General features: G+C 44.9%; 13 protein-coding genes. 3 read left to right on the top strand and 10 right to left on the bottom strand.

Annotation, left to right across the window (positions count from 1 at the left end; genetic code table 11):
• Window positions 1–148 precede the first annotated feature (148 nt).
• The 5 genes from QUA13_RS06300 to petC form a co-directional block, all read right to left on the bottom strand.
• The gene (locus QUA13_RS06300; protein WP_333197476.1) at window positions 149–1276 is read right to left on the bottom strand and encodes an FAD-dependent oxidoreductase; all 1128 of its coding nucleotides are present in this window, start codon (window positions 1274–1276) and stop codon (window positions 149–151) included.
• A gap of 192 nt (window positions 1277–1468) precedes the next feature.
• Window positions 1469–1912 (bottom strand): photosystem II protein PsbQ, encoded by a 444-nt coding sequence (gene psbQ, locus QUA13_RS06295; RefSeq protein WP_172185415.1) that lies wholly within the window; start codon window positions 1910–1912, stop codon window positions 1469–1471.
• Between the two features lie 111 nt (window positions 1913–2023).
• Window positions 2024–2875: an alpha/beta fold hydrolase gene (locus QUA13_RS06290; protein WP_333197473.1), complete on the bottom strand. Its 852-nt coding sequence runs from the start codon at window positions 2873–2875 to the stop codon at window positions 2024–2026.
• Window positions 2876–2980: 105 nt separating this feature from the next.
• Window positions 2981–3970: a cytochrome f gene (gene petA, locus QUA13_RS06285; protein ID WP_333197472.1), complete on the bottom strand. Its 990-nt coding sequence runs from the start codon at window positions 3968–3970 to the stop codon at window positions 2981–2983.
• A 159-nt stretch (window positions 3971–4129) separates the two neighbouring features.
• Window positions 4130–4672 (bottom strand): cytochrome b6-f complex iron-sulfur subunit, encoded by a 543-nt coding sequence (gene petC, locus QUA13_RS06280; protein WP_333189761.1) that lies wholly within the window; start codon window positions 4670–4672, stop codon window positions 4130–4132.
• A gap of 214 nt (window positions 4673–4886) precedes the next feature.
• On the opposite strand from petC, the gene QUA13_RS06275 reads away from it, so the two are divergent.
• Together QUA13_RS06275 and QUA13_RS06270 are read left to right on the top strand one after the other, a co-directional pair.
• Window positions 4887–5204 carry a DUF3067 family protein gene (locus QUA13_RS06275; RefSeq protein WP_333189762.1) on the top strand — a complete coding sequence of 106 codons (318 nt, stop codon included), beginning with the start codon at window positions 4887–4889 and terminating at the stop codon, window positions 5202–5204.
• A 411-nt stretch (window positions 5205–5615) separates the two neighbouring features.
• Entirely contained in the window at window positions 5616–5924 is a 309-nt protein-coding gene (locus QUA13_RS06270; protein ID WP_006631236.1) for a carbon dioxide-concentrating mechanism protein CcmK, read from the top strand.
• Between the two features lie 196 nt (window positions 5925–6120).
• Here the strand turns inward: QUA13_RS06270 and pip are convergent, their stop codons facing one another.
• From pip to QUA13_RS06245, 5 genes are all read right to left on the bottom strand, one after another.
• Complete coding sequence (pip, locus tag QUA13_RS06265) at window positions 6121–7068, bottom strand: prolyl aminopeptidase (protein WP_333197470.1); 948 nt, start codon at window positions 7066–7068, stop codon at window positions 6121–6123.
• A 50-nt stretch (window positions 7069–7118) separates the two neighbouring features.
• Window positions 7119–7964: a twin-arginine translocase subunit TatC gene (gene tatC / locus QUA13_RS06260; protein WP_333197468.1), complete on the bottom strand. Its 846-nt coding sequence runs from the start codon at window positions 7962–7964 to the stop codon at window positions 7119–7121.
• Window positions 7965–8101: 137 nt separating this feature from the next.
• Complete coding sequence (locus QUA13_RS06255) at window positions 8102–8251, bottom strand: hypothetical protein (protein WP_333197466.1); 150 nt, start codon at window positions 8249–8251, stop codon at window positions 8102–8104.
• Window positions 8252–8705: 454 nt separating this feature from the next.
• A complete protein-coding gene (locus tag QUA13_RS06250) occupies window positions 8706–9653 on the bottom strand; it encodes an NAD(P)-dependent alcohol dehydrogenase (RefSeq protein ID WP_333197464.1) in 948 nt (315 codons plus the stop codon).
• A gap of 401 nt (window positions 9654–10054) precedes the next feature.
• Window positions 10055–12205: an EAL domain-containing protein gene (locus QUA13_RS06245; protein ID WP_333197461.1), complete on the bottom strand. Its 2151-nt coding sequence runs from the start codon at window positions 12203–12205 to the stop codon at window positions 10055–10057.
• 419 nt (window positions 12206–12624) lie between these two features.
• On the opposite strand from QUA13_RS06245, the gene kaiC reads away from it, so the two are divergent.
• Entirely contained in the window at window positions 12625–14322 is a 1698-nt protein-coding gene (gene kaiC, locus QUA13_RS06240) for a circadian clock protein KaiC (protein WP_333197458.1), read from the top strand.
• Window positions 14323–14344: the final 22 nt, after the last annotated feature.

Below are 14344 nucleotides of genomic sequence, written 5' to 3'. Positions count from 1 at the left end.
ATCTTGCACTTTACTCTCGATCGCGCGCTCGAAACCCAGGCCACGTAAAGTGCGATCGATATATTCAGCAAGCCCTACCTAAAGGTTTGTCGGACATTTTTTGATATAAGATATGAATCGCTATCTTGATTCTATTAACATTTGTTAATTATTGCAAAATCATTTCTCGAATCGATCGCGCTGTTGCAGGGGCCAGCAGAACACCGTTGCGATAGTGGCCGCTGGCGATGAGCACGCGATCGTTACCGGGAAGCGTCCCGATAATTGGGGCCGGCCGCCCTTCCGGCCGCGGGCGCAATCCCGACCATTTCGTGATGATTTCAGCTTCTGCTAAGCCCGGACAAAGTGCGATCGCCCTTGCCATCACTTGCCCCAACATATCAGCATTTGCCTGAATTTCCCCGCCATTTTCTGAAAACTCAACCGTCGCCCCCACCCAATATTCCTGATTTTCCAAAGGCACAATGTGAACGTCATCGCACGTAATTACCGGGCTAAAATCTGGGTTTCCTAAAGGATTGGGCGATCGCAAATGCAGCGCTTGTCCTAACACCGGGCGAATGTCCACCAACTGATTTAACGATGCAGTCACAGCAGCAGAACCCAAACCAGCGCACACAATTAGTCGATCGAAATTTTCAATAACAGGCATCTTGCCTGTTCCACTAGACATATTGACAGTAATGGAAGATGGGAGTTGAATCTGAGACACCTGAGAATTCAACTGAGTAATTCCTTCAACTTCCACCCCAAACTCAAAAATCACCCCATTTCGTTCAGCAGCATCAACCAAAGCCAAAGTTAGCGCCGTCGGATCGACTTGCCGGTCTTGAGGCGAATAAATCGCAGCAATAATCTTATCATTTAAATAGAGATGAGGGCAGCGATCGCGCACTCGTTCCACATCCCAAATTTCTAATTTCCAACCTTGAGACTCACGAGTTGCTACCAACTTTTCCCACTTACTTAAATCCTCTCCCTCCGAACAAAGCATTAAAATTCCCTGTTTGTTAAAAGGAATTTTTCGCCCCGTAACTGCTTCCAATTCTGGAATCAAAGTTTCGTAGCGCTGAAGGCTAGTTTCCCTCAACTGCCAATTTCTGCCCTTAGTTTTGTGGCTGATAACTCCCATCAAAACACCGAGGGCAGCGCCAGTAGAACCTTGTGCGGGCGGCTGTTTGTCGAACACAGTAACTTTCAGTTCGGGAAATTGACTTAGTTCAAAGGCGATCGAAGCCCCAACAATACCGCAACCAATAATTGCAACACGAATCATTCAATTTTAGATTTTAGATTTTATATTTTATATTTTATATAAATTTATCGTAGTTTTTCGTAGGGTGTGCACGGAGTACCCTACTAAAGATTAGTAGGGTGCGCACGGATCAAATTATCTCGCTGATCCGTGCGCACCCTACCTTGGTGCATTATCTTGGCGATCCGTGCGCACCTTACAAACCCAAAGTTATTAGGCTTTAGGAATTAGCTGCAAGAAGGTATCGAAATCATTCACGGCTTTTCGATAACTAGCCGTGATTTTCGCATAGTCAGCCGCTTTAGCAGCATTGTCAATCTCTACCAAATCAGCAAACAAACTTTTAGTCAAATCAACAGCTTGTTCTTGAGCTTTCGGCAACAAACTACCAGACACGGTTCTCATGGCGCTGCGCAATTCGCCGAGAGGCCCGTGAATGTAAGTTCTGGTATCAACCCAATTTCGCTTTTGAATTAGGGTTCCCAATTTGTCCATGCGCGATCGCAACTCTGTCAGGGTAGGAACAGAGCGCTGAATTTGCTGGATTTGGGCTGCTGTGTAAGTCGTTGGAACTTTTGCTTCGACACTACTGCAACTAACCAGAAATGCCATCAAAAACGCCATCATCAAGGCAAAAATTGAACGGGGACGAGTCATATCGATTTTAGATTTTAGATTTTAGATTTCTAGTTCTCAGGCTCTGCCTGGGAATGCAGCTCGGCGAGGAGCTGGTTCACTGACCTAGCACCGAGAGTTATGTACAAAATATTATTTTACCTCCTGGCGGCGCAGAAAAGTTATCAGAGCATCGCCAACTTTTTCTGACCAATGTTCTTGAGGATAATGCCCCGCTTGTTCCAGTGTGACTAACTCTGCATTTTGCAGGGAACCGACTAGCTTTTGAGCTGGTTCAACACTCAGCCAAGGGTCTGTCAAACCCCACACAAATAAAGTTGGTCGAGTCCAGGCTTTCAAGCCGGATTCAATTTCTGCCATTGACTGCGGCAATTGAATATTGCGGACTGTATTCATGAGCGATCGACCCGCATCCGAACTCTTCAAAAACGGGCGGCGGTAAACATCTAAATCTTTGTCTGATATCGTCTGGCGGCTGCCGCCTTCAAGAGTTCTGTCAACCAAAAGCGGGTCTTGCGTCATCATGTCGCCAATAAAAGGCAGCCCCAACTGCTGCATTTTCCAAGGCAACTTGATATCTGCTGAAACTGGTGTATTGATGATAGCTAAACGCTCAATTTTATCGGGATTTCGCAAAGCGTATTGAATGCCTGCTGAAGCTAAAAATCCTTGGACAACGAGGTAAAATCTGTCTAATTCTAGAGTTTGAATAAAGCCAGCGAGGGCGTCAACAAAAGCATCGGGAGTATAGGCAAAGTCGCGCTTGTCTGGTTTTGTCGATCGCCCGTAACCCACCCAATCTGGGGCGATCGATCTAAATCCCTGGGCAGCTAAATCCGGCATAATTACAGTCCAGGTAAAACTCTGGGACGGCAAACCGTGCAGCAGCAGGACTGGTAATTTACCAGTTTCGTTAACCGGATTTGTTTCCCGATAAAACCATTGCAGCGGGCCTACTTCAACTATTTTCTCATCAATTGACATTATTTTACTGGTTATTTATTAAACAATAAGGCGGGGAATACCCGCCCTACTTACATAATAGTTGGGTATGCACAGAGTAGCTTACCCAACTAATTACAGCCGCACTTAGAAATTCATTTCAGCAGCTTGAACTTTTTCGACCTGTTTCTTCTTGAGAACCAGCATAATTTGAGCCAGCATGGTCAAAGCCACGAAAGCCATCAATCCTTTAACTCGATCGGCACTTTGCAGCACAATCTCCACGTCTTTTTGACCGAAGCCGCCCACATTAGGATTGCTCGTCAAAAGTTCGCCTGCTGCAACTGTTTGTCCTTCGGTAACAATCAGTTCTGGGCCTGCGGGAATCGTATCAACAACGGCTGCACCTTCGGCAGGTTGAATTGTCACTTGATAACCGCCATCTTCAGGTTGAGCAATCTTAGAAATGGTGCCAGCTACCGAAGCATTATAAACACTATTATTGCTCTTTTCGCCAGTAGGATAAACCTGACCGCGACCGCGGTTGCCTCCGACATAAATTTGGTATTTGCCGTAGTGAACCGACTTGTCAGTTTCCGGATTCGGCGACAAAACGGGGAATACCAATTCTTTGTACTGTTCTCCCGGCACCGGGCCCACTAAAACAATATTTTCTTGGGTTTCGCTGTAAGGTTGGAAGTAAAGATCGCCGACTTTTTCCTTCATTTCTTCGGGAATTCTGTCAGCGGGAGCAATCTTGAAACCTTCGGGCAACATCACAACTGCGCCGATATTCAAGCCGCCTTTGGTGCCGTCGCCGACAACTTGTTGAACGTTAGTATCGTAGGGAACCTTGACAATAGCTTCAAACACTGTGTCAGGCAAAACAGATTGCGGCACTTCAACTTCAGTCACTTTTGCACCGAGGTGACAGTTAGCGCAAACAATGCGGCCTGTTGCTTCGCGGGGAGTAGCGGGTGCTGTTTGCTGGGCCCAGAATGGGTAAGCAAATGCTGCTTGGGGAAGTGCGATGTCGCTGGTGAGGAAAAATCCTGCTGCTGCGATCGCAATTAAGGCTGTTTTCGCGATCGTCCTGGCACTGCGGCGAAATATCGCAGATAAATTAGTTTGTGGCATCAGAGTATTCAATCTCAAAGGTCAGACAATGCGTGAATTTTAGATTTGGAATTTGGAATTTTGGATTTTGGATGATTAGACTGTTTTAGGGATGCAATTATCTGTAATTTTCACCGCCGATCCCCAATCTAAAATCTAAAATCTAAAATCCAAAATCATTTAAGACCACCAAGGTGCTTCGCCGGTGCGGAAATCAGTTTCTTTCCAAGGGGTAAAAGCGATCTTGTCATCTGCGACAGTGGCGTGGGCCAGGGCCAGAGACAAAGGCGCTGGGCCGCGCACCACTTTGCCCTCATTGTTGTATTGAGAACCGTGGCAAGGACAGATAAACTTGTTTTCGCTAACATTCCAAGGCACGACGCAACCCAAGTGAGTGCAAACTGCATTGATGCCGTAGTCGGCGAGAGATTGGTCATTTTCCACCACAAGATAAGTGGGGTCGCCTTTGAGACCTTGGGCTAAGGTGCGATCGCCCGCAGGGTGCGAAGCCAAATATTCGCTAACGAGGATGTCGTTGCCCAAGGCATCTTTAGCTGTCACTCCGCCGCCAACTGCCCCACTCGACGGAGGAACAAAATATTGGACAACGGGATAGAGTGCGCCCAGTGCAACACCTGTGACTGTACCGAACGTCAGCAAATTCATAAATTGGCGACGCCCCATATCGGGGACATCGGGATTTCCAGCAGAAGATTGAGCCATGACCTGCCTTTACGGTTTTAAGTTACGTTTGTTTGTTAGCTGTTAGCGAACCTGTACGTGCAGAGGAAGGAGGATAATTGCCGTTAATCTGCTCGCACAAATTTTAGGCCGCGAAAATTCCTTTTAAGAATGCGCCTTCCAGCCTTTATTAGAGTATTATTACATTTTTTGAACTTTGTCTTTTATTGTTTAATGGATTAACTCAGGAGCAACCATGACGGGTAAGGATTTACACCAGCTACTGCTAGAAAAATGGGGAAAGTCTTACGATATCAGATTGCGGCGGACGCGGGGCAAGATTTTTGTGCAAGTTATGTGGAAATATCTAGAACAGGCATCTTTTCCGATGACGGAGGCTGATTATTTCGAGCATTTGGATGCGGTGGCCAATTACCTCAACGGCTGGGGCAGCACGGCACAGGTGAGAGAATTTATCGTAACTACTCGCGATCGCCCGCGCTTGGGCAAAGCTGTCAGCGTTCCCCTAGATTTGGGTGAAAGAGCCTCGGAGTGGTTGCTAGACGAGTTTTGAATCACTCAGTCGATTTTAGATTTTAGATTTTAGATTTTAGATTGACTCCACAGCCGGGATCTGGGGGAGTTCCCTAAAGTTTTGTGTCGCGCCGCGACTGGATTAGTTGAGTCCAAAGTCCCGAAAATCGATCTGCGAGTTTGTCATACGACTTGCCGCTGGTGAGAAACTAAGATGTCGCGCATCTAATTTGCACAGGTGTTTTGATTCAAAGTCTTGTGTGGCGGGCTTTGCTGCGCGCCCCCTGCTGTGAGATTTAAATGCCGCAACAGCTTGTGGGGCTTTTTAGGGGCTTTTTTAATTTTGGGCGATCGTCCTTCATTCTTACCAAAATCATCCGAACCAATTTCTGTCAACAATTTCACATACAATGAAGGTCAGATATCTTGTGAAACTTAGGAGAATGTTGTAATGGGTGTTGCACTGGGAATGGTTGAAGTCTTAGGATTTCCCGCTGCCGTAGAAGTTGCAGACTCTATGGTGAAAGCAGCCCGTGTTACTTTAGTTCGCTATGAGAAAATAACCCGCGCCTACTGGACAATTATAGTGCGAGGAGATGTTTCTGAAGTGCAAGCAGCCGTTGCTGCTGGAATTGAATCAGTTAAAAAGGTCGATGGTGGAAAGTTGCTATCGTATCACATAATTGCTCGTCCCCACGAGAATCTGGATTACGTTTTGCCGATCGGCTATACTCCCGAAGTAGAACAGTTCCGAATGTAGTCAAAGTTTTGATCAAACTTTGGTGTTGAATTTTAACTTTTAGTAATTATAGAGGCGCGGGCGATCGCGTCTCTATATTTTTGATCGACCTTAAAATTGAGCGATCGCCCAATACTCAGCAAGAAATTACCATCACGCCGAAAATATTTATAGGACTAATTTTAAATTAGCAATGAACCATTAGCAATTTGGATGACTACCAGTCTGCGAACTTATCTGTTGCCTCCATTAAACAGGTGCGAATTCCCGGTTCGCTCATCGAATGTCCGGCATCGGCAACTACAATGAACTCAGCTTCAGGCCAAGCACGATGCAGTTCCCACGCCGACATCATCGGGCAAACAACATCATATCTTCCCTGAACGATAACCGCCGGAATCTTGCGGATGCGATCTATATTTAAAAGCAATTTATCTTCCGGATCTATAAATCCCTTATTGATAAAATAATGGCACTCTATTCTGGCAAACGCCTCCGCGAAAGCATCAATTCCAAACCTTTGCTTTAAATCTAAATCTGGAAATAATCTACTCGTACTCCCTTCCCAAATTGACCAAGCACGAGCCGCTTCTAATCTAATTTGATCGTCTGGACTCGTCAAGCGTTGGTAATAAGCTGTTAGCAGATCATCCCTTTCATTTATGGGGATAGGTTTAACATATTCCTCCCAAGCATCCGGGAAAATATAACTTGCTCCTTCTTGATAAAACCAGCGAATTTCTTTTTGTCTCAACATAAAAATGCCCCGCAAGATTAAACCCTTGCAACGGTCGGGATGGGTTTGACTGTAAGCTAAAGATAGAGTGCTTCCCCAACTACCACCAAAAACAACCCATTGATGAATATTTAAATATTCTCGAAGTTTCTCAATATCGTTGACTAAATCCCAAGTGGTATTTTCTTGCAATTCTGCATGAGGTTTACTTTGACCGCATCCGCGTTGGTCAAACATCACCAAACGCCACTTTTCCGGGTCAAAATATTGTCGATAAAAAGGCGGACATCCACCTCCTGGTCCCCCGTGTAGCAATACAATAGGTTTTCCCTCTGGGTTGCCAGATTCTTCAAAATGAATGGTATGGAGGTCAGAAACTTTGAGTTCTCCTTCGTTATAAGGGTGTCTAGGCGGGTAAAGTTCTCGCATTTTTTCAAGGATTTATAACTCGATCGTGTTTATTTTAGATCATTAAGGAATTACCGTCCTAAAAGCTTTACCAAACCAACCCCGCCAAAATACAAGCTCAGCACCGCACCTCCTAAAAGACTTTGCGTTAAAGGGTCAGTAGAAGGCGTTAAAACCGCTCCCAAAACGGCCGCTCCCAAGACTACATACCGCCAGCCGGAGAGCATTTGGTTGGAAGAAACTATGCCCAAAACTCCGAGCAATACTTGGACGATCGGGATTTGAAAAGCTAAGCCGGTGCTGAACATTAACAGCAGCACAAATTTAAAGTATTTGTCGATCGACCACAACTGCTCTACAACATCCGCCCCATAGCTAACAAAGAAGTTAAGCGCCGCCGGAATCAGAGCGATGTAAGCAAATACTAACCCGCCCAAAAATAGGAAACTCGAACCGAAAAACACAGGCCCGAGCAACCTGCGTTCTTTGCGGGTCAAGCCGGGGAGAACAAACAGCGCTATCTGGTAAAAAATAAACGGACTGGCGATCAGCAAACCGCTGTATCCGGCTACTTCGATAGAAACAAAGAAATACTCGCCCGGAGCTAGTTGCAGAAACTTGACGGGCCCGGCCGGTACTTCTAGCAGTTGCACGATGGGTTTAACTGTGAAAAAGCAACCAATTACAGCGATTGCTACTGCAATTAGCGAGTAGAAAAGTCGCTGCCGCAATTCTTCTAAATGGTCGAACAAAGACATCTCAACTTCGTCGGGAAGTTCGTCGAGAAATTCGTTTTCTAAGTTGCGGGAACCCATCGCACTGCCTGCGATTGGTGCAATGCTGTTTTCCGGGCTAATTGCTTCGAGATTGTTGTCGGAACCTTGTTCGGATGTCTCCAAGTTTGAGGGAACAGTCATAGGAATTTTTGATTTTATTTAGGTTTTAGGTTTATTAGTCACGGACGCAGATGGATTCAAAAACCAGGTTTATGGGTGAATTTACCTCGCTCACAACGAAGATTTTGCCTAGAAACCGGGTTTTTTGGGCAAGCGTCCTATTTATGCAAACTGCGGGCGATCGCTCTTTTACTGTAACTCCAACCGCGCATTTTTTGGTGGACATTTGCCACGTACCGCATATAGTCATCGGGCTGGGATTCTGACACTGCTTTGAGAATGCAGGTTTGCGATCGCTCTTCTGTCATTTTCCGCTTCCCAGTACAATCCTAAGTATCAGTGGCTCTAGAAACTGTCGCGCTTGCCTTCTTTTTTCCCTGCCGCTAAAACACGGTCTGGCTTGCAGTTTCCGGCAAAAACTTCGTAAACTTGCCGTACCACCAATCAGGCGTCATTTTTAACGGCAAGCACGGTTTCCTCTACGTCTTTACCGTTGACTGTTAAGTCGATTTCAAACTGTTTTTATCCCTCGGAAAATATGGCGGCGTATTAGGAAAGTCCGCGCTGCCACAGCTAAGGTATAATGCGCCAGTCTAGTTTTTCGGCGATGTCGAAATAGGCGATAGACTCGGCAATTTGTCCTAGTTGAAATTTAACCATCCCCGCCGAATGTAAGCTTGATTTTCTTCCCGTCGCGATTGGATTATCCGGTTCCAATCAGAGATTTGTATTTCTAATTCCTTTTGGTTAAACATGATTTTTTTAACTGTCAATCCCGATCGCAATTTTGCCGACAGCGCGGCAAGTTTCGCTGTAAACGTGGGCTGCTGCTACTTCTTGTAAGCTGTAAGTGCGATCGACAATCGGCTCTACTTTACCGGATTCTATTAATTCCCGCAAAACCCCTAAATCGCTGGTGTTGGCATTGGCTACAATTAATTTAGCTTTTTTACCCGATACAAACCAGCTCGTTAACATCGGTGCGAAGTTGTCAAAACTTGGCAAAGTCGAGATATAAACTCCCTCGGGTTGCAGCACTTTTTCGCACTCAGCAAATGTTCTTGTCCCGACAGCATCCAAGATTATATCATATTTATCCGGCTGTTGAGTAAAGTCAACTTCCGCGTAATCCAGGACAAAATCTGCTCCCAAACTCTTGACAAATTCTCTGTTTTTAGCGCTGCAAACTCCTGTTACTTCCGCGTTCATTGCTTTCGCGACTTGCACGGCAAAAGTTCCGACTCCGCCGGAAGCGCCGTTAATCAATACTTTGTTTCCTGCTTGAATTTGACCCAAATCCCGGAGTGATTGCAAAGCTGTTAAACCTGCGATCGGTACTGCTGCTGCTTCTGCATGAGTGATGTTTTTAGGTTTTATTGCCGCATCCGATTCTGCCACGGCAGCGTATTCGGCACAAGCACCCCCATTGATGGGATTTAAGAAAGTATAAACTTCATCTCCGGGTTGAAATTGGGTTACTTCTGGGCCGACTTCCACGACAACTCCCGATATGTCAGAACCGACAATTCGAGGAAAGTTAAATCCTGTCAATAGTTGCAGGTGTCCTTGCCGGATTTTCCAGTCTACTGGATTGACGCTGCTAGCGCGAACTCGCACTAACAATTCATTGGATTTGGCGATCGGCTTTTCTAATTCTCGGTACTGCAATTCCTCGGCTGGACCGTAGCGATCGAACGCAACTGCTTTCATGGCAAATTTTCCGGTTTATTTCTAATAGAACACTCAATCCTGTACAATTACAGCACATTCCATCTCAAGGTGACACAGTAAATTGAGTCAGGCTTGTAGCAGCGCGCGATCGACTTTCTTGAAACATCCAGACAGGGCGCAGGGGTCAGGCTATCAGCCCGCTGGCTGAGTGCGATCGATCGGCTGTACGTCATTTTACAGGCTGGCGATCGGCATTCTTACCTTGTTTATTGGTAATTACCTGTTCAATGAATCAGATTTAACTCACGCCCGCAACGAATTTTTCTCAAGGCTTTAGCAAAATATCAGGATATTCTTTCTGCCCAAAATAGCCATGCCTTACTCATTATCTCATTATCAAGGTTTTCTCCCAGAGTGACACAAGAGAGATAATGGGACGGCTAGCGATTAAAGTTAATAGGGACGGGATGGCCGATCCCATACCCCTGAGCATAATCTACTCCAATCTCCTGCAATTTTTCTAAGATAGTCTCGTCTTCGACAAACTCAGCTATAGTTTTAAGATTCATCGCATGGGCAATACCATTAAAGCCTTCGACGATCGCTTGAGAAATCAAATTATGACTAATATTCTTGACAAAAGTACCATCAATTTTTAGATAATCAACTGGTAAATTGATCAGATACGCAAAGGAACTCAACCCACTGCCAAAATCATCTAAAGCAAAGCGACACCCAATCTTTTTGAGTTCGCTCATGAAATATCTGGCTTGCTCAAAATTCGCGATGGCTGCGGTTTCCGTGATTTCAAAACAAATGCTCTGAGGAGGAATTTGGTAGCGAGGAAATTGGTCGATTAAAAACATCATAAATTGATTGTTACTAATGCTAGCGCCAGAAATATTGATCGTATATAAGCCATCCGTAAGAACCTGTTGCCCAGATAAATTATGATAATTAGAGAAAAAAGTTTCGATTACCCAACAATCGATCTTAGTTATCAATCCATAACGCTCGGCGGCGGGAATAAACTCATTGGGAGCCACTATTTCTCCATTTTCGTCTAGCATTCTTAGCAAAATTTCATAATGCTCTAATGATGGGCTAGAGCTAATAGAGACAATCTTTTGGAAGTAGAGACGAAAATGATTGGTTTCCAACGCTCGGCTGATTTTGGAAACCACCAGTCTCTCACCACGTTGTCTAATTAGTTCGCCATCATCTAGGCTATAAACATGAATACAGTTGCGACCTTTGGCTTTGGCGGCATAACAAGCTGCATCAGCAGCTCCCAAAACAGGCATTAAATCTTGGCTGGTTTGGTCAATGGCAACAACTCCAATGCTGACCCCGATGATAAAGGTTTTGTTATTCCAAATAAACCGGAACTGATGCACTAGATCTTTGAGTTTTTCCGCAATCAGAGCTGCTTGAGATAGTGGACATTGAGTGAGCAAAAGACCAAATTCATCACCTCCCAAGCGAGCCAGCGTGTCATTAGCGCGCACTCCCTTTTGTAACAGTGTAGTGATTTGGCGCAGTAGCTCATCGCCAGCAATATGACCTGCGGTATCGTTAACTACTTTGAACTGATCTAAATCTAAATAACAGAGAGCGTGCTGCTGATTGCTAACTTGAACAGAGGCGATCGCCTCAATTAGCTGCTGTTCAAATCCTCTACGGTTGATTAAACCCGTCAGGGCATCGTGACTGGCTTCCCAATAAAGTTGCTTGGCAAGATAGCGCGATTCGGTAACATCATGAAAGACAATGACTGCCCCGATAATTTGGCCTTGGCGGTCTCGAATTGGTGCTGCTGAGTCCTCAATGCCGTACTCCGTCCCATCGCGAGCAATGAGAATAGTATGGTTAGCTAAGCCCACAATTTTCCCTTTTGACAGAGCTTGAGTTATAGGATTTTCTGCTGGCTTTCTCGTTACTTCATTAACGATTATGAAAACTTCAGACAGAGGCATTCCTTCAGTTTCCTCCGATGTCCAGCCTGTTAGTCGCTCAGCAACAGGATTGAAATATCTAATATTACCTTGAGCATCAGTAGTAATGACGCCATCGCCAATCGATTGCAATGTCACCTGAGCCAATTCCTTTTCGGCAAAAAGGGCATTTTCGAGGCGTTGATGTTCCTCAATCTCTTTAATGAGGCGCAAATTTTGTTCTTGAAGGCTTTTGCGGAGTCGTTGGATAGTCAGGTGAGTTTCGACACGCGCCAATACCTCTTCGACTTGAAACGGCTTGGCAATATAATCTACTCCTCCTGCGGCCAGCCCTTGCACCTTATTGAAAGTGTCATTGAGCGCACTCAAAAAAACAACTGGAATGTCTGCGGTGCGAACTTCAGATTTTAATTGTCTGCAAACTTCATAGCCATCCATATCTGGCAACTTAATGTCTAGTAAAATTAATTCCGTCGCTGGAGATTGGGCGGCTCTGAGCGCCATTGCCCCTGTCGTCGCACTGCGAACCTTATAACCGTGTTCGCTCAATGTATCCCTCAGCAAACGCAGGTTTTCGGGTAAATCGTCAACGATTAAAATGTTGCCTAGATAGCTGGTAACTGAATCGCTAATCATATTCAGTAAGACTGTTAGTACAATCCATTAGGTATGGGTCAGTTGTTTTGGTAAGTGGGTCTGATAGAATGTTGGTAACATTTTTTGTCAACAGGCTAGTCTATAACCATTCGGCTGCCTATCTTTTGTTACCATAAGTTAGCTCAATCTTTACTCGATCGTGGTTGCAGCCGGGTTATCACCCGCCCAGATCTATAGAAAGGCTCTATTCCCCGCCTTCTCTCAATTGCCGCGATGTAATCCGCCACCTGCTGGCGCTTCCCTCAAGAAACGAAAAGCTATGGATACTCGATCGACAAAAAGTGATATTGTTAATCATACACGGGTAATAAAGACAATAGCACAGATTCCTAGATTGTCACAGGTAGGATAGTTGTGGGCTTATGTAAGTCCTATCAATAATCATTTTTTATTTTTTTATGCAAATAAATCAACATCTACAATTATCCAAATGCCCAACGGGTATTCAGGGGCTTGATGAAATCACAGATGGAGGTTTACCCCAAGGCCGACCAACCTTAATCTGCGGGTCAGCGGGTTGCGGTAAGACGTTATTTGGTGTGGAGTTTCTAGTGCGCGGCGCAACACTGTACGGGGAACCTGGAGTTTTACTTACCTTTGAAGAAACTGCGGCAGAAATCACTAAAAATGTCACATCTTTAGGCTGGGATTTAACTGAATTGAGCGCTGAAGGCAAAATATTAATCGATCATATTTATATTGAAGCCAGCGAAATTGAGGAAACAGGAGAATACGACCTAGAAGCCCTATTTATTCGTCTAGGCTATGCGATTCAAAAAATTGGGGCTAAACGGGTAGTTTTAGACACGATAGAAGTCTTGTTTGCTGGTTTAGCCAATGCCAACATTCTCCGAGCAGAATTGCGCCGTTTATTTCATTGGTTAAAAGACCAAGGTGTGACAGCCGTAATCACTGGCGAGAGAGGAGAACTGACCTTAACCCGTCAAGGTTTAGAAGAATATGTTTCGGATTGTGTGATCAAATTAGATCAAAAAACCGTTGGAGATATCGCCACAAGAACCATCCAAGTTGTCAAATATCGCGGCTCTCGCCACAGTAATAATGAGTATCCTTTTTTAATTGAAGAAAATGGCATTTCTGTCTTACCAATTACTTCTTTAACGTTAGACCATGAGGTTTCTAACGAGCGCATCTCAACGGGCATCCCGCAACTTGATGAAATGTTTGGCGGGCAGGGCTACTATCGGGGTAGCAGTATTCTTGTTACAGGCAGGGCAGGAACGGGGAAAACGACTCTTGCCGCTCATTTTGCCCAAGCAACCTGCCTGAGGGGCGAACGGTGTTTATATCTCGCCACTGAAGAATCCCCCCAACAAATTCTCCGTAATTTAAACTCGATTGGTCTTGACTTAGCCCCCTATGTAGAGCAGGGATTATTGCAATTTGATGCGGTACGTCCCACTAACTATAATTTAGAAATGCGTTTGTTTAAGATCCATCGCTGGGTCAAAGAATTTCAACCAAGTGCGATCGTAATCGATCCGATGAGTAATCTCATTTTGAGTGGAAGCTTTATGCAAACAAAAAGCTTTTTCATGCGCTTAATTGACTACTTAAAGAGTAAGCAAATCACAGTTTTCTTGACCGATTTAACTCCCGGTGATACTGACCGCGACCACGAACAGACAGAAATGGGTGTTTCCTCTCTGATGGATACTTGGTTAGAACTCCAAACCCTCAAGGTCAATGGGGAGCGCAATCGGATTCTCTATGTCCTCAAATCTCGCGGCATGATGCACTCAAATCAAGTACGAGAATTTGTGCTCACTAATCAAGGGGTAAACTTGGTGGAGGTTTATTTGGGAGATGGCAAGGTATTAACAGGAACGCAACGCATCAATCAATCACTAGAGGAACAATCTGCCGCTAGAAAACGGCGACAGAGTTTTGAACTCAAAAAACGCGAGTGTGAGCAAGAAAAACATCTCATACAAGCTCAGATCGAAGCTCTGCAAATGCAATTAACCAATCGAGATGAGGAATTCACTTTGCTGATAGAAGAAGAAGAAGAATATCAAAAAACGGTGCGGGATAATCGAACCTCTATAGGAAGATTACGCCATCTTAACCCCTAAAATCTATTTTCTAAGGAGAAAA

Source organism: Microcoleus sp. S28C3 (assembly GCF_036700785.1).
Lineage (GTDB): Bacteria > Cyanobacteriota > Cyanobacteriia > Cyanobacteriales > Microcoleaceae > Microcoleus > Microcoleus asticus.
Note: the sequence above shows the minus strand (reverse complement) of the source record. Positions and strands in the feature narration are given on the sequence as shown.